We start from the raw sequence: 22,126 nt of genomic DNA, 5'->3' as shown, positions 1-22,126 counted from the left end.
GTGGCAATGGGTCGGATCAGGTCGCATCCGACGACGCAGGCTTGTCGCCCGACGGAATAGCTGTCGGGCGCGGCCTCGGCGTTGGAAACGTTCGCGCCTTCGGGCCTCGGACGGCGGCTCCATGCGAGGTCTCTCGCAAAGGAACAGAGCAGGACATGCGCGCCCGCGCACGGCCTGTTCATGTAACGGTAAGCAGGCGGGAAAAGGAGGGGACTCCTTCCAGCTGAAGAGAGTGCGGTGGCAACAGTAGGCATACCTTATGAGTGAGGGGATGACATATCGGCTCCACCCGGAACGCTCCAACGCGGAGCAACCGGTGGTGGCACGCCGCGGCAGGAAGGTAACGCCGCGGTCTGTTCGCATACCTAAAACGGAGGGGGGCCACAACAAGGGCTCCCTTTGCCAGTATTCCGTAGGGCAAGGGTTCTACCCTTGCCGCTTGGCATTGGTGAACAGGCAGGTCAAACGTAGCTGCCGGCAAGGGCAGAGCCCTTGCCCTACGGACAACCTGGGTAGAGGCCCTACGCCGCAGCCCCGTTGCCGTTCCCGGCGCCGGCCGCGCTCGCAACCAGCGCCCGCGCTCACTCGCGCGCCCGCGCTCCCGCATTACGCGCAGCACCTGCTAAGCCCGCACCACCGCACCACACCACACGGAAAAGCGACCCCCCAAGGTCGAACCCGATAGAGGAGGATGTTCCAACGCATGACTGAAGAGAAACAACAAACTCAGGCAGAACCCGCCGACGAGGCCCAGGCCGCGCAGGCCGCCCAGGCCAGCGACCCCAGCGCCGCCCCCGCCCCCGAGTCCGGCGCCGAAGCCCCCGCGCCCGCAGCCGCCAAAAAGAAGCGCACCACGCGCATCGTCATCGCCGTGGTGGCGGTGTTGGTGGTTGTGGCGGCCGCCTTCGGCATTTGGCAGTTGGCAAGCGGCGGTATGGACAGCTTCTTCGACTCCAACGCCCTGGAGGGCCAGGCGCCCTACAAGACGCCGGAGGAAATGCAGGCCGAGCTCGACCGCATCGTTGAAGAGGGCATGTTCAACATCTCCATCGCCAGTGTCATCCAGTTCGACAACGGCACGGCCCCCGGCAAAGCCTACATCGAAAACGTGCCGGGCAACCGCTACCTCATGCAGGTCACCATCACGCTCGACACCGACGACCCGGCCCAAGCGGGCGACGTGGTGTACGAGACCAAGGCCATCAAGCCGGGCCAGTACATTGAGGACATCACGCTGACGAAGGACCTCGACCAGGGCACGTACCCCGCCACGGCCACGTTCACGGCGCTCGATGCGGAATCTCATGAAGAAGCCGGCAAGGCCGCGGCGAAGGTGACCCTGAACGTGATGGGGTGATGCGCATGCTAGCGCTGGAAGTACGGGATCGAGGTGGTTGATGACGCAATGACCTCGACTCGAACAAGCCCTCGCTCACGGGTGGCGCGAGGGAAGAAATGTAAGGAAATGGCTACAACCAAAAGGAGGAAAAGCCATGAAGAAAAAGACAGTAGCGGCATTGGCTCTGTCGGCTGTGCTGGCCATGGGAACCGTGCCAGCGTTCGCTGCGGATCCGGAGGGCACTGTTACCGCCCCGGAGGATTTTGATTACAACTCGACAACTGGGGTTAACTCGCAAAGCACTACCGTATCTGTGAAGACGATTGTCGGACAGATTAGCGCAGCTATTCCCCTAAATGCGACCATTATTGCAAAGATGGGCGGCGGGTCGATTACAGCACCAAAACCAGCGGACGATGGCTATTGCATCAAGAACAATTCGATATTCCCGATTAAGGTGACGAAGGCGGAAGCTAAGCAGGGGGAGGGATGGGTTTTAAAAACTGATGCTAATGTTTCAGGTACAGCAGACCCCACTGACACTACAACTAAGATTGGTGATATCAGCCTGAAACTTACTCCTGGGGCGTCAAGTACTGCTTGGGATATGGGATCAGCTTTTGCAACTTCTAAAGACTGGGAGATCGGCGCTGCATCATCTGCCTCTGCGCCTGGTGTTTTGACTCTTAAACTCGAAGGTAAAACCTCAAAGTTAAGGCAAGCATACGATAAGAATGCTGTTGAAGCGGTCACTATTACTTACACAATCGACGCTGCTCCCGCTGACACCTCCGCCTCCGGTGGCGATGAAGCTGGTGGTGGCGGAGCCGGCGCCTAGTTTCCCCACCCAGTACAACCCGCAATAACCACCTGGTAGGCGCGCTGGGCGCGTCTACCAGACCTACCTAAAGAAGGAACACGATCAACCATGCAGACACCCGACCGCCACACCGAACGTACCACTCCGCAGCGCGAGCGCGCCGGATCAACGCCGCCGCGCGAGCGGACGGACGCGCCGCGGCAGGCGGGGGCCACTCAGCCCTCCGCGCACGCCCCTCAGGGCCAGCGCACACCTGCCGCCGGTGCGCCCGGTGGTGGCCGGGCGTCTGCGTCGCGTTCCTCCGCGGGCGCCCAGCGCGCCGCGGACACTCCATCCATTGTCACACGTCGCAGAGCATCTTCCGATGGTCTTGTTAATTCCCTCACGGGAGACAAAGCGAGCGGCGTGCGTTCGCACAATACGTCAAGTGCGCAGGTGGCAGAAGGCAACGCGTCCAAGGGCAATGCCGCCACCTCGGGCGCGGGTGGAGTGCCCGCGGCGCTTTCCCGCAAACCAGCCAGCTTCTACATTGCCATTGCGGTGGCCGTGCTGGCGCTTATTGTGGCGGCGGTGCTTGCATTCGCACTGTTCGCCCAAACCGGCGCCGGCCGCGACCCGAACGCCGCAGTAGGCCAGCTGGAAGGTAAAACGCAGGAAGAGATTCAAGCGGAGCTCGACCGCATTGTGGAGGAGGGCATGTTCAACATTTCCATTGCCTCCACCGTGCAGCTGGAGGACGGCACCTCCGAGGCCGAGTTGCGCATAGAAAACGTGCCGAACAACCCCTACCTCATGAAGGTGGAAATCACGCGCGACGACACGGGCGACACCATTTACACGTCGGGGCTTATTGAACCGAACCACCACATCCAAAAGGCGAAACTCGATGTCGATTTGGATGCGGGCGACTATCCGTGCACGGCGGTGTTCTACGCCCACGACAAAGAAGACGAGCAGCTGGTAGGCCAAGCGGCCGCCAAGCTCACCGTCTCGGTACTGAACTAGGAAGAGGGAAGTAGAGATGCAGGCTATGAGAAGGTATGCTCACAAGATTTTGGCGGCACTGCTGTGCATGTGCCTGCTCATATCATACACGCCGCTCCCCGCTTCCGCAGCCGGAGCGCCGGAACCATCGGTATCGGGAAGTGGCGGCTTTGAAGATAACGGTAACGGCTTCCAGGCAACCAGCACGGTTAACGTGCTAACGCTGCAAACCTTGGAGGTGGTTTCCAAGACCGAAGATTTTGCCGCTCCGCTTGGGAAAATAAGTAGCGAAAAGTACAATCTTGAGGTTGTGGCAAAAGGTCAAGGCGCATTGACCTATGACTGGACGCGTACGGTTTACAAAGCCGATGACTTGAATGCTCCTGTGACCGACGATATTTCCTTTACTTACGGGGGTACTGACACCAAAGATAAATCATATGCAACATATGATTTATGGAATCACGTTGATACGCTCAAGGATGGGTACGCTTACGTCTACAAAATAAAAGTGACCGACGAGACGGAGAAATCCGTTGAAACCACTATCACGGTGACAGTGTCGAGCAACTACACGGATGGTGAAAGAACCAAAGACAACGTGTCCGTTAAAGGTTCTTTGCATTATCTTGCTGTGCTGAACGTTGCTACGCTTGCTTCGGAATCCCCGGCATACTCTGCTCTACAACAGGCGGCTGCTGGTCTTATCGTGGGCAACGCTTGGCAAATCGACTTGACGGGTACTTCTGGTCAGGCACCGTTTATGGGTAAGGTGGCTGTCTCAATTCCGGTTCCCGTAGGTATCCCCGAAGGTACTGATCCTGTCATTTTTGGCATGGACAGTGAGGGTAAAATAACTAAGTACACACCTAAGGTAGAAAACGGAAAGGCTGTGTTCGATACGACGAGCCTTGGTATGTTTGCAATTGCATGGCAAGGCACCAGTCAAAATGAACACACCATCACGGTGGAAACGCCTGAACATGGCTCTATTTCTCCCAGTGGTGATGATAATGGTCAGATTAAGGTAGCCGATGGCGGCTCTATTACATTCACGATTAGGGCTGACGAGGGCTACGTCCTCAAGTCGCTCACGGTTGACTCTGATGATGTCACCGGTCAGATTGTAGGCAATACTTACACGTTTACTGAGGTAAAGGCTGACCACACCATTTCCGCAACCTTCGAAGCCGTGCCGGTTGAGCCTGAAACCAAGTTCTCGGTGAGTGCAAGCGTTGATGGTGGTCTTCTTGGCAACGGCAAGGTGGCTATTGATAATGGTACACCTGGCGATACAGTTAGTACTGAGATTGAAAAAGGCAAACCTGCCATTATCTATTTCACACCTAATGATGGTTATGTCATCGATGAGGTGAAGGTTGATCTGGGCGACGGCAAAGGTGCTCAAAAGGTTCAGGTTATTGGCAACTCCTACAAAATTTCTGCGGTAACCGCTGATACCACAGTAATCGTAAAGTACAAGGAAGGCACGCCAGTTCCGGTGCCCACCTATACCGTTAACGCATCAGTAACGGGCGGGGGCGGCACGGTACAACCCGACACTCAGTCAGTAAAGCAAGATGCCACTGCGACTATAACGGTAGCGCCTGATCAGGGCTACGTCGTAGATACCGTTACTGCGAACGGCGCAGATGCCAAGAACAAGCTGGATGACAACACCATCACACTCCAACACGTCGACAAAAACATCAACGTAGTTGTCACGTTCAAGCTTGATAAGCAGACGTTTACCGGTACGGCGACTGCGGGCGAGGGCGGCACTATTTCGCCTGCTGAAACGACAGTAACGCAGGGTTCTTCTGCGACCTATTATATTTACCCCGACAAGGATATGCGTCTTAAGTCGCTAACGCTGACGCCCAAGGATGGCACGGCGTCTGACGTGGCTAGCAAGGTTGTTGGCGGCGTGTACGTTCTTGATAACGTACAAAGCGATTACACCCTGACTGCCGAGTTTGAGGCCAGTGGTGTTGTGGTGCCTGAAGACACTTACTACGCGGTGACCGCTTTTGTGGCGGATCTTCAAGACGGCGGTAAGGGCGGCAGCATTTCGCCGTCTGGCGTGACGCGCGTGAAGGCTGGCAGCTCGCAGACGTTCACGTTCTTGCCCGAAGAGGGCTATGTGGTAAATACGGTAAAGGTGGATGACGGTGCGGCATTTGCGCCGCAGGGTTCCTCCTACACGGTAGGCCCCGTGACGAAAAACACCACCATTGAGGTTACGTATCGTTCGTTGAACTCTGGCGAGACGCAGCCTCCTGTCGACACCTTTGATATTACAGCCACGGCTGGTTCCGGTGGTACTATCTCGCCGTCGGGCACAATAAAGGCAGCCAAGGGCGGCTCCATGCCCTTCACTTTCATCCCCAACTCGGGCTATGAGTTGGATCAGGTGCTGATAGATGACGTGAACAATGCCGATGCTGTGAAAGCAGGATCGTACCGCTTCGACAACGTGCAAGAGCCTCACTCCATCCAGGCCCTGTTCAAAAAGAAGGCCGCTCCTGTTGAGCCCGACTACTACAACCTGACGGTGACCGCTGGCTCTGATGGTTCGGCATCTCCGTTGGGTACTACCCGCGTAGCAGCCGGAGCTACCCAGACGGTATTCTTCTATCCCAATACAGGTTTTGTTGTTGGCGGAGTAACCGTAACTGATGGTGATGGCACGACCACCTACACGGAAAACACGGCTGAAATGACCAAGCTGACGTTGGATGCCATGAAGTCCGACGTGTCGGTGGATGTAACATTCCGCACGGCGAACACGGATGCTGGTGAGCAGACGCCTACAATCACGAAGCACAAGTTGACTTCTGTTGCAGAGACAGGCGGCACTATTTCACCTGCTGGTGATATTGAGGTGATTGACGGCGAGTCCGTCACGTATACGGTGACCCCCGAAGCTGGCTACACGCTTAACACTGTCACGGCAAGCGAGGGTAGCGGCAACGTAAAGATTGAGACCAAAGACAACAAGGTTACGGTGTCTGAGGTAAAGGGCGCTGCCACTATCAAGGCTACCTTTAAGGCTGAGGCCACGACGCCGGTTGAGCCTACCTATCGTACGGTCACTGCTACATCCAATGAGTTCGGCACCATCTCGCCGTCTGGCCAAGTGCGCGTAGCAACCGACCGCTCTGTGACGTTCTACCTTATTCCCGATTCTGGCAAAGTGCTAAAGAGTCTCAAGGTGGGTGGCGAACCTGTTGAGGTGATTGGCAACTCCTACACGCTTCCGGCGGGCAAGGAGAATGTCACTGTTGCCGCTGAGTTTGGCGAGCCTGAGTCTGGTCAGGAGGTACCTCCTGTACCAACCACATACAACGTGACTTCCAGTGCGTCAACGGGTGGTACCATTTCACCCTCCGGCGTGACCCGTGTTGTGTCGGGTGGAGAGATGCTCTTCACGTTCACCCCCGATGCTGGTTGGCATCTGTCCCAAGTAATGGTGGATAAGACTGATGTAACCTCACAAGCTCAAGGTGGCTCCTACCGTGTCCTCGGCATCACCGAAGACACCACCGTCCGCGCAACCTTCGAGCGTGATGCTGCCCCCGACGTTCCCACCCCTGTTACGGTTACGACTTCCGTCAACGATGAAACCATGGGTTCGGTGTCTCCTGCGGGCGAGAGCAAAGTAGCCCCTGGCAGCACCCAGACGTTCTATTTCACTCCTGAGACGGGTTACAAAGTTACACAAGTTATAGTGAATGATACTGTGATTCCGTGGTCCGGTTTGTCTTACACGCTGGCCAACATCACCGCAAATACGACGCTTGAAGTGACATTTGCGGCGGTCGATACCGAGGGCGGCGAAGTACCTCCGGTTGTGCCGGACATGCATACAGTAAGTGCGACAGTTCCGAACGGAAACGGTTCTGTTTCACCTGCTACAGCGCAAGTTGCCGACAAGGGTTCACTCCTGCTTACCTTTACGCCGAGCGAAGGCTATGTGCTTAAGTCGGTTAAGGAAGGCGAGACAGATTATACTTCACAGGTGACAGCCTCTGGCACCCTTCGCCTGACGAATGTAACCACTGGACATGAACTCACGGTGGAATTTGTTCCTGCAAGCGAGCAGCCCACCAACCCTGATGCTCCCGAGTACCGCACCATTAGCGCCTCTTCTGGCGACGGTGGCTCTCTCTCGCCCGAGGGCGACGTCCGCGTGCCTATGGGCGGCGAGCAGTCATTCGTTGTGAGACCTAATGATGGTAAAAAGCTGAAATCGCTCACGCTAACGAACGGCACCAATTCCCAGGTTGTTACTGACGAAGTTACAAATGGTGTTTATACGCTAACCGTTCAGGAAGATTACACGCTTTATGCTGAGTTCACGGCGCTTGAAGAGGGCGACTCGAAGCCCTCAGTTCCCGATACTCACAAAGTAACTGCTACGGCTGGTCCGGGCGGCACGATATCTCCTAGCGGTACGTTCGAAGCCGCTGATAACAGCACGGTAACATTCGTACTTACGCCCGATGCTGGCTACGAACTAAAAGAAGTGAAGGATGGGAGTACCGTACTAGCCGTTACAGATGGCGCATGCACGCTTGATATGGGTACGTCTGATCACACTGTGACGGCGACGTTCGCCCCGAAGTCGATTGTTGACCCGCAGCCCTCCTATCATACGGTGACGGCCAGCGTTGAAGGTGGCAATGGCTCCGTTTCTCCTGCGGGTGCAACTCGCGTGAAAGACGGCGGCACGCAGACCTTCCTGTTCACGCCTGACGATGCAAGTCAGTACACGCTCAATGAGGTCAAGGTTAATAATGTACCAGTTGCTGTTGACGGTTTCACTTACACTTTGACTGACGTACATAAAGACACGACCGTGGTCGCTTCATTCCGCGCACTTGAGGATAACGAGCCCAATCCGACACCTCCTGATACTTTTAAGATTACGGCTGATGCTGGTCAAGGTGGCTCTGTGTCGCCGTCCGGTGATGTGGCGGTGGCGAAGGGCTCAACTCCCTCATTTACCTTCATCCCTGAATCTGGTTGGCAGCTGTCCGAGGTCACGGTAGATAATCAGCCAGTTGCTGTTCAGGACAATATCTATACCTTCGCTCCGGTGACGGGAGATGCCAAGTTGCACGCCGAGTTTGAGCGTGTCAGCGCCCCTGAGCCTCCGGCTGACCCCATTGTTACCGCCACCGTGAAAGACGGCGTTGGTGGCACCATCACGCCCTCCGGTGTTCATACCGTACCGCGCGGCTCGTCGCCCGTTTACTCCATCGTCCCTGACGAGGGCTATAAAGTTACCTCTATTGCTATTGATGGCCGTTCAAGCGCTTTCAGTGGCACTAGCTTCACTCTTTTCAATGTGACAAACGACACCACCATCGAGGTTGCGTTCGGGAAGAAGCAGGAAGGCGACGTTACGCCTGATCCAAAGTTCTACAACATTACCGCCGAAGCAACCGCGGGTGGTACTATCACACCCGAAGGTATCGTGCCGGTAGCTGAGGGCGAAGCCATGAACTTCACCTTTGCCGCCATCGACGGCTACGAACTTTATAAGGTAGTAATTGACGAAGGTACAGCTGATGCGGAAACGCTTGAAAACGAAAAGTTGCCCGTTAATGGCTATCGCCTGACCAATGTCCAGGCCCATCACGCCATCAAAGCTTATTTCGCAAAACAAGGCACCACTCCCGACCCAGAAGACCCCGACAAGCCCACCGGCACGGCGATCATCACGGTGTCGCATGGTGAGAATGGCACTATAACGGCCGTCAATCCTGATAACACTATTACTGACGGCAAAGTTGAAGTGCCCCTGGGCACCAACCAAGGTTTCAAGATTGCAGCAAGCACTGATTACGTCATCGAGAAAGTCACCGTGAACGGCAAGGACATTGAGGTTCCGGATTCTCCCCGCTCGGAGTACGTCTATGACTTCGAAAACGTCACTACAGGTGGCTCCATTTATGCTACGTTTGCGCCGGCTGACCAGCCGATAGTGAAACACTACATTGATGCTTCTGCCGATGAAGGTGGCACCATCACTCCAAGCGGCAAAGTTGAAGTTGTCCACGGCGAGGATGCGGTGTTTACTATCGAGCCTGATAGCACTCACGAGATCGCTGGTGTGTTTATCGGCGGGGATAGCACGAACAAAAAGGGTGAACTAGCAGACGATAAGTACTACACGTTCACTAACGTAGAAGCTGACAGCTCTATTCATGTAACGTTCCAAGAGAAGACCACGCCTGTCGAGCCGCATACCATTATGGTTTCAGCGGGTGAAGGCGGCTCCATCATGCCCAGTGGCACGGATGGTGCGGTTAAAGTTGAAGATGGTGCTGACATCACCTTCAGCATTGAACCCAATGAAGGCTATACCATTGAAAGTGTGACGGTAGATAATAAACCTGCGCTTGATCAGCTTGCGAATGATGAGTACACGTTCAAGAACGTAACCAAAGATCACTCCATCAGTGCAACGTTCAAGGAAATAGATGTCACTCAGCAATATGATGTAACGGCTCATGTCAAAGACGGCAATGGTGCTGTTGCTATCAATGGCGGTACTGCTGCCATTAGTGCTACCACTAAAGTGAATGAAGGTGGGGAAGCTACCATTACCTTTGCTCCGGAAGACGGTTACATCATCAACACCGTGTCGGTTGACCGTGGGCAGGGCGCAGAGCTGGTTGCCGTGACAGACAACTCTTTGAAGGTGTCTAACATCACGTCTAATGTGACGGTTACAGTCACGTACAAAGAAGAGGGCACTACGCCTCCTGATCCGGACACGTTCACGGTGAGCGCTACGGCTGGCGAGGGTGGTTCCATCACGCCCGCTTCGCAGACGGTGAAGCCGGGTGAGTCGGCGACGTTCCATCTGTATCCCGAGACGGGCTATGTGCTTGATACGCTTACGTTGGATGATCAGGATGTCACTTCGGACGTTAACGGTGGCGTGTACGTGCTGAAGAACATCAGCAAAAGCTGCGAACTCGTAGCCACGTTCAAGACGACCGGCATTGAGGTGCCCGACGACGTGTATTACACGGTGAAGGGCTCGGTCAAGGACAACAAGGGCGGCACTGTTTCGCCGTCCGGCACGGTGCGCGTGAAGGCTGGTGCTTCTCAAACATTCACGTTTGTGCCGGAGGAGGACTACACACTGGATACGATTTCCGTTAACGGTGGCGATCCGGTGAAGGCGACCAGCCTGTCCTACACGGTTGATTCCGTGATGGCAAACACCACGGTTGAAGGCACGTTCCGCGCAGTAAGCAGCGGGGGAGAGCCTCTGCCCGTGCCTACGATGTGGGACATTACCGCTACAGCTGGATCTGGTGGCTCTATTTCGCCATCCGGCACGGTGCAGGTAGCCCAGGGTGGCTCCATGCCCTTCACGTTCATCCCGCAAGCTGGCTATGAGATTGACGAAGTAACGATAGACGGTACGGCTAACCCTGATGCTAAAGCTGCCGGTGCGTATCGTTTCGACAACGTGACGAGCACTCACACAATTGCTGTCACTTTCAAGCAGAAGCAGGTCGATCCGACGGAGCCCGACTACTACAACCTCACGGTAAACGCGGGCGAGAACGGCTCAGTTTCGCCTGAGGGCACTACCAAGGTAGCGGCAGGCGCTTCCCAGACGGTGTTCTTCTATCCCAAGGAGGGTTTCGTTGTTGGTGAAGTTACCGTAACCGATGCGGATGGTACGACCACCTACACGGAGAACACGGCTGAAATGACCAAGCTCACGCTGGACGCCATGAAGTCTGACGTGACGGTGGATGTTTCCTTCGTTGAGTCCAAGGGCGAGCCAACACCGCAGCCCAAGACATACGAACTTACCGCATCTGTTCTCACAAAGGGCGGCTCCATTTCGCCCGCCGACGTGACGAAGGCGGTTGAGGGATCGTCTGTTACCTACACGGTAACGCCCGAGGCTGGCTATCATGTGAAGAATGTCCTGGTAAACAACAAGACAGCCACCCTGAAGAACAATAGCTTCACGGTGTCTAACATCCGTATGGATATCACTATTACTGTCTCGTTCGAGCTTGATGCCTCGACGCCGGTTGAGCCTACCTACCGTACGGTGAAGGCTACCTCCGAAGGCCCGGGCACCATTTCACCGGCTGGTCAAATGCGCGTGGCAGCCGATCGCTCGATGACGTTCTACCTCATTCCCGATGAGGGTATGGTGTTGAGCAGTCTCACGGTAAACGATAGCCCCGTTGAAGTGGTTGACAACTCCTACACGCTATCAGCAGGTACGGACGAAGCTTCCGTTCATGCGGTTTTTGATGAACCTGAGGGCGGTGTGACGCCGCCTCCCGCTCCGGTGACCTATGAGGTTACATCCAGCGCCACCACGGGCGGCACCATTTCGCCCTCTGGTGTGACGCGTGTCGTGTCCGGCGGAGACGTGCTGTACACGTTCACGGCCGATGCTGGCTGGCACCTGTCCACGGTGACGGTTGGTGGCACGCCTGTGACCGACGATGTTCAGAACAACTCCTATCGTCTTCTTGGTGTAACCGAGAACACCACGGTGCAGGCAACCTTTGAGCGCGATACCACCACGCCGGATGACCAGAAGCGCTATCAGGTGGAGGCCTCTGTGGCTGGCGCGGGGGGCACGATTTCGCCCGCAGGTACCTTTGAGGTGGCCCCTGGTGCAACCCAGACGTTCTATTTCACGCCGAATGATACGGATGACAACAAGTATCGGGTGAAGTCTATTACGCTGGATGGCGAAACGTTCAATTGGTCTGGCCTGTCCTACACGCTTGCCAATATTTCTCAAAACACGACTCTTGCGGTTGAGTTCGAGCAAGTTCCGGATGACGAAAAGCCGCCAGTTAAGCCGACCATGTACGATGTGACCACGTCATCAACGGGCGACGGTACTGTTTCGCCTTTGGGCACAACCAAGGTTGCCGAGCATGGCTCGCTGCTGCTCACCTTTACGCCCAACACCGGCAGTGAATTGACCTCTGTCAAGGTGGGTAACGACGAGAAGATCTCAGAGGTGTCTGCCTCTGGTACGCTGCGTTTGAATAACATAACAACTGCTCTTACGGTGTCTGCGACGTTTGAAACCAAGAGCACTCAGCCGGATAATCCTGAGGTTCCTGAGTACCGCACCATTCACGTTACTTCAAGTGCTGGTGGCTCCCTGTCTCCAGAGGGTGACGTGCGTGTAGTCAAGGGTGGCTCGCAAACGTTCATCGTCACGCCGAACAAGGACATGAAGCTTGAATCGCTGACGTTGGATGGCAATCCCGTTGTTGGTTTCAACGCGGAAACTGATAGCACGTATACGCTGTCCGATGTTGCAAATGACTGCACCTTGCGTGCTGAGTTCGTGGAGCGAGATGCGAGTGTTGATCCTGAGCCTCCGACTCCTCCGGTAAGCCATGTGATTACCGCTACGGCCAACCAGGGTGGTACCGTGTCTCCGTCCGGCACCTTTGATGCCGCTGATAACTCGAGTGTTACGTTCACATTCGTGCCCGAAGCTGGCTACAAGCTGTCGGCTGTGACGCTGGATGATGCCCCGATCACGGTTACCAATGGCACCTACACTTTGAGCAACATCTCTGGTCCTCACGAGCTGAACGCAACCTTCGTTCTGGAAACGGTTACTCCTCCCGCGCCCACGTACCACACGGTAACGGCCAGTGTTGAGGGCGGCAGCGGTTCCGTTTCTCCTGCGGGTGAGATTCGCGTGAGGGATGGTGGTACCCAGACCTTCCTGTTCACGCCTGCGGAAAATTCCGTTATTGACAAGGTAACAGTGGATGGTCAGCCTGTTGTTGTCGATGGCTTCACCTACACGCTTACCGATGTGCACAACGACGTGCCCGTAAAGGTCACCTTCCGCGCGGCCACGCCTGATGATCCTAAGCCGACGCCTCCTGAGCCTCTTGTCATTTCGGCGAGCGCTGGTCAGGGTGGTTCCGTGTCGCCGTCTGGCGATGTAACGGTGGCTGCGGGTTCCACGCCTACGTTTACCTTCGTGCCGGATGCTGGTTGGGAACTGGCTAAGGTGACGGTTGGGGGCACTGAGGTTGCTGTTCAGAACAACTCCTATACGTTTGCTCCGGTCGTGGCACCCGCAAAGCTGCATGCTGAGTTCCAGCGTGTGAGCAACCCTGAGCCGGTGCTTGACCCGGTCATCACGGCCTCGGTCAACGGTGGGCGCGGCAAGATTTCGCCTGCTGGTGCAGTAACGGTGGCGCGCGGTTCGTCTCAGACGTTCTCGTTCATTCCGGATGCAGGCTACAAGGTGTCTCAGATTACCGTGGGTGGCAAAGCCTTTGACTTCTCGGGCTACAGCTACACCATATTTGATGTGACAGCTGATACGACCATTGGGGTTACGTTCGAAGCTGACTCGTCGGTGGAGCCTCCTGCGGTTCACACGGTGTCGTCCTTCGCTTCGGCTGGTGGCATCATCGAGCCCGAGGGTGACCAGTCCGTTGTCCATGGCGGTGCCCTCTCGTTCCGTTTCGCACCGTACGATGGCTATGAACTGTACCGCGTGGTGGTGGACAAGGATTCCGAGGCTCCCTATGAGCTCTCACAAGACGAAATGGCTGCGGGTACGCATCGCATCTCCAACGTGCAGGGTAACCGTACCATTCACGCCTACTTCGCACAGCAGGGGACGAACCCCGACCCGGATGTCGACCCCGATCAGCCTACCGGCAGCGTAATTATTGCGGCTAGTGCTGGCGAGCACGGCTCCATCAGTCCTGCGGGTGATGTGTCGGTGACGTTGGGTCAGGATGCCACGTTTACCATAGCGCCCGAGAGGGGCTATGAACTTGCTACGTTGACGGTTGATGGTCAGCGAGTATCCAACCCGGGCTTGTCCTACACGTTCCCGAACGTGCAGGCACCGCACACCATTAACGCCACGTTCAAGGCGTCGCAGGTGCTCACCATTACGGCCGAGGCTTCTGCGGGCGGCACCATTGACCCCAGCGGCACGAAGGTTCTGAATCGCGGCGAGTCTCAGACGTTCACCTTCTCGCCCGACGCCGAGTGCGAACTGGTGCGCGTGCTGGTGGACGGTGCCGAAGTGCCTCAGGCGGTTGCTGATGGTTTCTACACGTTTGACAACGTGGTGTACAACCACACCATCCGTGCTGAGTTCCAGAAGAAGACTACCCAGCCGGTTGAACCTGAGTACGTGGTTATCCATGCAAGCGCCGGCCCCAACGGCATTGTTTCGCCATCCGGTGATGTACGCGTGAAAAAGGGCGAAAACGCCACGACGTTTACGTTCATGCCGAACCAAGATTACGTCTTGGACGATGTGACGGTTGATGGCGAATCTGTTCTGTCCAAGTTGAATAAGTCGCAGTTGACGCTCACGAATGTGAAGGCAGAGACTACGATATACGCCACCTTCCATGAGCAAGAGTTGGGCGAGCCCGACCAAGAGCTGCCCACGATGTATGAGGTGTTTGCCTCCGCGACAACCGGTGGCTCCATCTCGCCGCGTGGTGCTGTGCAGGTGGCCGAGAACCAGAGCGTGAGCTTCCTTGTGAAGCCGAACGCGGGCTACCAAGTGAAGCACATGCTGGTGGGCGCGGAAGAGAAAGCATTTACGCCTGAAGGTGGTACGTTTACGCTTGATAACGTGACCGCTGCCCAAACAGTGCGCGCCGTATTCGAGCACATTGATGCTACGGAACCCGAAGATCCCAACTTGAATGTGGATGTTCAGGTGAAGGTGAAGGTGCAGCAGCAAGTTAATACTCATGATGCTGGTGTGGTTACCCCCACGTTCACTACCGTAGAGAAAGGTGGAACAAGCGAGCCGTTCTACGTATACCCGAAACCGGGCTACGGTGTGGAAAGCATTACGGCGAACGGTGATCACATTGAATTCCATGAGATAGGCAAGGCTTCTCCGGAGCCGGCTACGTTCTCGCTGTTCGGTGCACGCGCTTCGTTGTTCGCGGAACATGATGAACCTGGTGCCGCTGGCGGCTATTGGTTCGTGGTTCCGGACGTGACGGAAGACCTCGTGATTGATGTTGCTTTCAAGAAGCTGGCGGAAGGGGAGGCCACTCCTGAGCCGGTGCAGACGCACAAGATTACGGCTCGCGCCGGTGCTGGTGGTTCCATTATGCCCACCGACTTGCAAGTGCCGAACGGGGAGTCCACCACGTTTACCGTGAAGCCTGATAGCGATTACGTTTTGCAGTCGCTGACGGTGCTGCAAAACGGTAAGTCGACTGACGCAACAGGTCGCATTGCGAACAACCAGTTCAAGCTTGATAACACGTTTGACCTGGCTGCCGATACCGTGGTGTCCGCCTCGTTCCAGCATAAGGAAACAGTGGTTGATTACGTGGTGGTTCATGCGTCCGTGAATGGTGCAGGTGGTACCGTGTCGCCTCTGGAGGCACGGGTCGAGCGCGGTGGAAACCAGACGTTTACTTTTAAGCCTGCATCCGATAAGTACGTCCCCGATACCGTAACGGTGAATGGCGTAAAGGACGCTAACTTTGACGGTTCCTATACCTACGAGATAAAGAATGTCCAGGTGGAGAGCAACCTTGTGGTTACCTTCCGCGAGACGCAGGAACCCACTCCTGCGCCGAAGTTCTACGACGTAACGTCTTCTGTTAACGACAAGACGATGGGCTCGGTTTCTCCGAGTGGCACCATGTCCGTTGAGGAAGGTCAGTCCCTTGCGTTTAAGTTCACGCCGAAGGCGGATCACCGCTTGGCAAACGTACTGTTGGATGGGTCGCCGGTGAGTCCTTCGCTGTGGGCTTCTGGTTCGTATACGCTCGGTGACATTCGCGGGCCGCACACAGTACAAGGCGTGTTCGAAAAGGTTGAGACGCCTCAGCCTGATAAGGCCATTGTTACTGGTCAGGCGGGCCCTGGTGGTCGTATTTCCCCTGCAACGCCGCAGACGGTCAACGTGGGCGAAAGTGTCACCTTCACCTTCTATCCGAATTCTGGCTACGAAGTGGAATCGGTGACGGTTGATGGCAAGACTGCTCCTAATCCTGGTACGTCTTATACCGTTCAGACAACAGAGTCGAAGAACTACTACTTGTACGTCACCTTTAAGAGCAAGGGTAATGTGAACCCGCCGACGCCTGGTCCTTCGGTGAATACGCACTACATCACAGCTAAAGCTGGAGAAAACGGTAGTATTTCGCCGTCGGGTACCGTCGAAGTTGTTGATGGTGAAGATGCTGCGTTTGTATTCAAGCCTAAAGACGATGGTTATGTGATTGACTACGTCGAGGTTGATGGCAAGCGCGTGGATAACCCAGGTACCAGCTACACCTTCGAGAATGTGAAGGCTGGTCACAAGATTTACGTGGCGTTCCGCGCTAAGGGTGCTGAGCCTACGCCGCCGCCAGACGTTGATCCGACGTTCCACATTATCAAGGCGGGCGTGACGAATAATTACGGCGGTATTGTTTCTCCGTCGGGCGAGGTGCGCGTGGAGCATGGCAAGGGGCAGACGTTCTCCTTCCTGCCATACCAGGGTTACATGGTGACCGCGCTGTGTATTGATGGCGTGTGGATGCCGTTCAATGGTTCGAGCTACTATCTGGCCGATGTGTCCAATGGACATACCCTTGAAGTGAGGTTCGCACCTATTGCGGCGCCGGCACCTACCGACCCGATTGATGGCATCAACCGTGGACTTGATCAGGGTATGAACCTATTGAAGACGGGCGATGCGAATGGTCCTTTGGCGTGCACGGTTCTGGGCTTGGCGGTTCTGGCTGCTGGCTTGGCGGTGACGGCGCGTCGTCGGAGCACCCGAGGCGATCGCCGGTGAAGCAAGCCACCTCTCCTGTGATGTTCGGCCCCGCGCACCTCGCGGGGCCCCCGCGGCGCTCAAGTGAGTTAAACGCCGCTTTGGCCCGGAAGTGTTCGCCCGCAGTGGGGGAGCGCTTCCGGGCTTCGGCCCAAACGGCGGGGCTGGCACTGCTGCTGGCCGCGGCTGTGATGGCGCCCGGGATGTGCGCCGCACCCGCGTGGGCAAGCACCCCGGTTCCTCCGGATAGTCCGGGGCTTGCCGAAGGGGCGATCCCCGCACAAAGCAATGAGGTTTCAGACGCGACTTTTAACGAGGTCGCGTCTTCTGCGTCCGCGGGCGCGCTGGGAGTGGGACCCTGGTTTGCCCAGTTCCAGCCCGAGGCGGTGGAGGCTGCTCGCACAAGCGTGCCGCCGCGCCCCTCGGCCGCCGACATGGCACACCTGGCAGCAGCCGTGCTGGGAGCGCTGGCCGCTGGCGCTGGCGCGGCGGGCGTTGCGTGCCTCATTGCAGCCCGCTCCCGCGCATCGCGCCCGTCCGGCAATGAAACGAAGTAACCGATGGCGACAAAACGAAGGAAACTCGATGCAGGAACCCGTTAGTACGTCCGACACCCTGTCCCTCGACGCCCTCTTCTCCGTGGCGCATGACGAATCCGAGGCCGCAGCCCCCACTCCGGAGGCCGCGGCCCCCGCCGTTTCGGGGGAAGATGAGCAAACTACTGATATCTGGTCCGCCCTCGCCGCCTGGCACGGCGCCTCCCAGCCTGGGGATGCCCCCAAGCCCGCGGCGCCCGCGTTTGCGTTGAGCTTTGCCGGCTTGGGTGATGAACCTCTGGTGATTGAGGCTGAGCCCCCGGCGCGTGAGGCCGCCTCGGCTGGCTCGGATGACTTCCTGTTGTCCCTGCTTGGCGGGGGTACTGAGGCTGCGGAGGTGTCGCAGCCTGCGGCTGCTGCGGATGAGCCAGTGGATTTGGCGACGCTTTTTGGGGCTCCGCCGGTGGAAGAGGCCTCCCGCCAGCCCGAGCCCGAGCCGGAGCCTGACTTCTCACTGGCATCTCTCTTTGGCGTGCCGGAGGAGGACAGCCAGCCCGCCGCTGCCCAGCCTGTTGAAGAGGCGGAGCCGTTCGATCTGTCGGCTTTGCTTGGCGGTGCAGAGCCGGAGGATGAGCCACAGCCCGAACCCGAGGCGCCCGCTTTTCAGCCGGAAGCGGTGGTGGAGCCTGTAGTGGCGGAGTCCGCTGTAGCGGAGCCGGCCTCGCAGCCCGAGCCTCCCAAGCCCTCCATCCGCAGCCGCTTTGCCGACCTGCCCACACCCGGCGAGCCGCTTCCCCAACGCACTCCCGAGCCGGTGAAAGAGATCGAGCCTGAGCCAGCGCCCGAGCAAGAGCCCGAAGAGGAACAGGCAGTCGAAGAGGACGCTGTATCTGAAGAAGCATCCGAACAAGAGCCTGAACAGGAGATTCATCCTGAACCAAAGGCCGAGAAAGCCGAGCCCACGCCTCCGTCGGAAGCCGCCGAAGCTTCTGAACACACGGCAAAGCCCAACGCCGAACTTGCTCCCGTGACCAATCTCAAGCCGGGGCGCAAGCCCGCCGAGCCCACGCCCGAGCGCGAGGAAGAAGATCAACTCTGGTCCGATTTCGAGTCCGATCTTGAATCCGAACCCGAAGAAAAGCCCGCTGGGGGCACCGTCGATCCGGAGCCCGCTACAAAAGAAGAGCAGCCCGTTGAGGCTACGGCCAAAGCGGAATCTTCAACTGAGGCTGATCAAGACGCTTTGGATGAAGAGGCAACCGCAGAAGCACCCGAAGAGCAGTCGGAGGATGTCCAGCCCGAACTCGTGTCGGAAGCCGCAGCCGATGAGACCACCGCGGATACCAAGCCGGCTTCGAAACCAGACGAAGAAGCCCCTGCTGAAGCAGAACCAACTTCGGAAGCTTCTGACAGCGAAACAAGCACACCCGAACCTGCCCCAAAAGAGCCTGCTGAACAGGCTCCCAACGTCGCGGCCTCTTCCGCATCTGAACCCGCTGCTTCCGCTCCAGCTGACGTTCCGGAACCTCCTGCGGCAGTACCCGCACCTACTCCGGCTCCTGTGCCAGCACCTGCACCTACTCCGGCTCCCGCGGCAGCGCCTGCGCCTGCACCTGCTGTGCCAGCGCCACCCGCACCCGCAGCATCCGCCCAGATCGACACCCCTCGACCGCGTCGCAGCGTCATGATGGCGGGCGTGGCGTTGGTGGCTGTCGCCGCGCTTGCGGCAGCGGGGGCGGCTGCCATGGCCGTGGCAGGGGAGGACATTCCCTTCTTCCGCCAGGCCGCTGAGGCGCAGACGCTCGTCGGCTCCCCACAGGTGGAGTATCGCTACCTCACGAAGGCCCCTGATGGTCAGCTGTGTGAAACCGTCGAAACGGCACGTTTCAACTCCCGTGGTCTTCTGGAGCGCAGCCACATCAGCATTACGTTACCAGACCCCAGCCAGGCAAACCAGATGCTTGCCAACGCGCAGGAAACGTTCGGCTCCTCGTATCTTGAGGGCCAGGTAGAAGGCAATACGGTCACCTTCACCATTTCAACGGCGGGGGAGGGCATCAGCAAAGAAGCCTACACCGAACTTCTGCGCCAGAACACCGAGGGCTTCTCCGAGCCCACCGAAGCATAATGCAAATAGCCCCGGATACGAGTCGCATCCGGGGCTATTTGGTTCGCGGCCCTACGTCCGCGTTGTTCTGTGTACCAGTTACTGGGCGACGCTCGCCTTCACCACGCGCTCGGCGGCTTCGCGCATCGCGTTGTACACCTCAGGCGCCAGCATGACGCAGGAGATCTGGTTGTCGGACACCAGCATCTTCACCTTGTCGCTCTTGATGCTGCGGACGAACTCGGCCTCTTTCGCGCGGCCCAGGTCGTCAGAGGTGATCAGCAAGTTGGACAGACTGTCCAAGCTAGGCAGATTGTCGGTTGCCATGGTGGAAGCTCCTTCTCTCGTTTTTTGCGGGTGGCAATAGCTGGAATTATAGGCCACACGCACGCGGCGCAACCGCAGCTATGAAAAATGATGAAGATATTCCACAAACAGACAAATAACCTGCTAAAATAAAGCAACCGTTGAAGGGCGAAAAGTAAGTACACCCTTGGGTAAACGATGGAAGTGATGGGTTCATGCCGAGAACGAGCAAGGAAGAAACGCGGCGCGTGCAATGTAACGTGCTCAGCTATTTGGCCGACCGGGCCGAGAAAAGCCGCACGGTTCCGAACGTTTCTTACCGAGAGATCAGCGATGCGTTGGGGTACTCGCAAGCGCGGGTGCGGCACGCCTGCAGGCGACTGGTTGCCAGCGAGTGCGTGCGTCGAAATGTGTGTTACGCCGAGGACGGGGGTCAGCGCGCGAATGCGTACGCGGTCACGCCGAAGGGGTGGAGTCTCATCAAAGATGAGCACATGGAGGCACACGTAGCTAAGCGCGGTGCATAACGCGCCATCAGGTTATCAACGCGTGTTAGCCGTTAGTGGCTGTCGTGTGCAGCGTCTTCCGGTTCGCCAACACCTTCAAGCAGTTCTGAGAGCGTGATGCCGAACCCGTCGGCGATGTCGACAAGCTTATCGAAGGTGGCATTGTATTTGCCCGTTTCGATGCCCGCCAGATAACCGCGGTCCATACCTATCATAAGCGCGAACTGCTTGCGGTTTATTTGGTGCTCATTACGGAGCCGCCGCACGTGACTGCCGAGCTGTTTTCTTTTAGCAATAGTATCCATGGCTGCATCATATGGGGTGTCGAAAAAGGTGATGTTGAATATATTCTCCTTTCTAAAAGAATATGACACAGGGGTCGGCAAATGACATTGGTGCGGTATACAAGCGTTATCCATGCGATACCTCTCCTCGTAGGGGACAGAAGGTTGCCTGAGCAACGGGAAGGATATGTTGATTGGCGGACTTTCGCAGCGCGCTGATGTCGTTTGCGTAAGAACCGTAAGCGAGGTGGAAGAGGGCTTTTCTAATCTCGCCGAATGTCGTACAATGCTCGAACGCTCTTTATCTGCCAGCGTGGCGCAACGGTAGCGCAGCAGTTTTGTAAACTGCATGTTGCAGGTTCGAATCCTGTCGCTGGCTCCAGAGAAACACGTGGCCGGAAGAAAACTTCCGGCCTTTCTTTATGCCTCTTTATGCCTGGAAGTGCTGGGAATGCGGCGCTAATGAGTGCACTTACTATAGCGTGACTACTCTTTGTTAAAGCCCAGAAGTCAAGTATGAATTAAATTGCCACAATTTGTGTGGGATATAACTAACGTGGGGGCGTTGGTTTTGCTACGGGTTGGTGCGGCGGATTGCACGCGGAGGTAGGGCGTGGTTGCATGGGCGCATGAAGTATCGCAAGACATATGTGGACGTGGTTGCGCGCATCGACGAGGACGGTAAGGTAACGCCGCTGTCCATTCGCTGGCGCGACGGCCGCGTGTTCGAGATCGACCGGGTGATCGATGTCATCCGGCGTGCATCCACGCGCGTGGGCGGCACGGGCCTGCGCTACACGGTGTCGGTGAACGGGCGCGAAAAGTATCTATTCTTCGAGGACCCCCGGTGGTTTGTTGAGGAAGTAGTGCCGGAGGATTCAGAGGGCGCGGCGGGAGGCGCTGGCGCTGGAGCTGGAGCGACGGGCGCGCAGCCCGGCGCGCGGACCCGCCCGGCGGCAGGTGGCTTATCGGGCCTGACGGCCGGAGGGAGCCCGGGTGCCGGGTTCGCTGAACGCGCTGCCCATCACTTACGAGATGCCCTCGGCTACAACTCCCGCCGCCCCCTCCGCCACCCCACCCGCCGCAAACCGCCCAAAGGTCGCTGATGCGGCGTGCGGCATCGCTCGCGTACTATCTTGTCATCCTTCGACTACGGCGCTTCGCGCCTCCGCTCAGGATGACAAGGACCTCCACTGCTGGTACCTTCTCCAGCACGTTCTCTACCTGTGCCCCTTGTGGAGGCTTCTCTTTCCGTTGCTTGCGCGCGGGGGATTGGGGTAGAATGCGGGCGGGAATGAAGTTCTCCCTAAGCTGGCTTGGGCCAGTTTGAACCGCTGATAAAGCTGATGACTTCTGCATGGGCCGCCTGCGGGCGCGCTGCTGCGGGGTCGTCGGCTTTTTTTCGTTCCGGGGGGCACGCGGCGCGTGGCGCGG

The 22,126-nt window shown here is 57.3% G+C and carries 10 protein-coding genes, 1 tRNA gene and 1 riboswitch; of the genes, 9 read left to right on the top strand and 2 right to left on the bottom strand.

Annotation, left to right across the window (positions count from 1 at the left end):
* Nucleotides 1-703: 703 nt before the first annotated feature.
* From QNJ86_RS10515 to QNJ86_RS10490, 6 genes are all read left to right on the top strand, one after another.
* Nucleotides 704-1,357, top strand: a complete 654-nt coding sequence (locus QNJ86_RS10515; RefSeq protein ID WP_283832578.1) for a flagellar protein FliS — start codon at nt 704-706, stop codon at nt 1,355-1,357.
* Nucleotides 1,358-1,493: 136 nt separating this feature from the next.
* On the top strand, nt 1,494-2,177 hold the full coding sequence (locus QNJ86_RS10510) for a hypothetical protein (protein WP_283832577.1): 684 nt from the start codon (nt 1,494-1,496) through the stop codon (nt 2,175-2,177).
* A 90-nt stretch (nt 2,178-2,267) separates the two neighbouring features.
* Nucleotides 2,268-3,164: a hypothetical protein gene (locus QNJ86_RS10505; protein WP_283832576.1), complete on the top strand. Its 897-nt coding sequence runs from the start codon at nt 2,268-2,270 to the stop codon at nt 3,162-3,164.
* A 25-nt stretch (nt 3,165-3,189) separates the two neighbouring features.
* Complete coding sequence (locus tag QNJ86_RS10500) at nt 3,190-16,974, top strand: InlB B-repeat-containing protein (protein WP_283832575.1); 13,785 nt, start codon at nt 3,190-3,192, stop codon at nt 16,972-16,974.
* Nucleotides 16,975-17,078: 104 nt separating this feature from the next.
* Nucleotides 17,079-17,510, top strand: coding sequence for a hypothetical protein (locus tag QNJ86_RS10495; protein WP_283832574.1), 432 nt, complete (start codon nt 17,079-17,081; stop codon nt 17,508-17,510).
* A gap of 28 nt (nt 17,511-17,538) precedes the next feature.
* Nucleotides 17,539-19,617, top strand: coding sequence for a hypothetical protein (locus QNJ86_RS10490; RefSeq protein ID WP_283832573.1), 2,079 nt, complete (start codon nt 17,539-17,541; stop codon nt 19,615-19,617).
* 78 nt (nt 19,618-19,695) lie between these two features.
* Here the strand turns inward: QNJ86_RS10490 and QNJ86_RS10485 are convergent, their stop codons facing one another.
* Nucleotides 19,696-19,923: a hypothetical protein gene (locus QNJ86_RS10485; RefSeq protein ID WP_283832572.1), complete on the bottom strand. Its 228-nt coding sequence runs from the start codon at nt 19,921-19,923 to the stop codon at nt 19,696-19,698.
* A gap of 194 nt (nt 19,924-20,117) precedes the next feature.
* Here QNJ86_RS10485 and QNJ86_RS10480 point away from each other — a divergent pair, with 194 nt between their 5' ends.
* Nucleotides 20,118-20,429: a hypothetical protein gene (locus tag QNJ86_RS10480; protein ID WP_283832571.1), complete on the top strand. Its 312-nt coding sequence runs from the start codon at nt 20,118-20,120 to the stop codon at nt 20,427-20,429.
* Between the two features lie 32 nt (nt 20,430-20,461).
* Here QNJ86_RS10480 and QNJ86_RS10475 read toward each other — a convergent pair whose 3' ends face one another.
* Nucleotides 20,462-20,827, bottom strand: a complete 366-nt coding sequence (locus QNJ86_RS10475; RefSeq protein ID WP_283832570.1) for a helix-turn-helix domain-containing protein — start codon at nt 20,825-20,827, stop codon at nt 20,462-20,464.
* A 172-nt stretch (nt 20,828-20,999) separates the two neighbouring features.
* On the opposite strand from QNJ86_RS10475, the gene QNJ86_RS10470 reads away from it, so the two are divergent.
* Nucleotides 21,000-21,074 (top strand) — tRNA-Thr (locus tag QNJ86_RS10470).
* Between the two features lie 247 nt (nt 21,075-21,321).
* A complete protein-coding gene (locus QNJ86_RS10465) occupies nt 21,322-21,798 on the top strand; it encodes a hypothetical protein (RefSeq protein WP_283832569.1) in 477 nt (158 codons plus the stop codon).
* Nucleotides 21,799-21,973: 175 nt separating this feature from the next.
* A riboswitch (Fluoride riboswitch) is annotated at nt 21,974-22,055 on the top strand.
* The last annotated feature ends 71 nt before the right edge of the window (nt 22,056-22,126 follow it).

The organism is Gordonibacter faecis, assembly GCF_030077735.1.
Taxonomy (GTDB): Bacteria; Actinomycetota; Coriobacteriia; order Coriobacteriales; family Eggerthellaceae; genus Gordonibacter; species Gordonibacter faecis.
The sequence above is the reverse complement of the archived record's forward strand: the minus strand, read 5'-3'. Positions and strand labels throughout refer to the sequence as shown.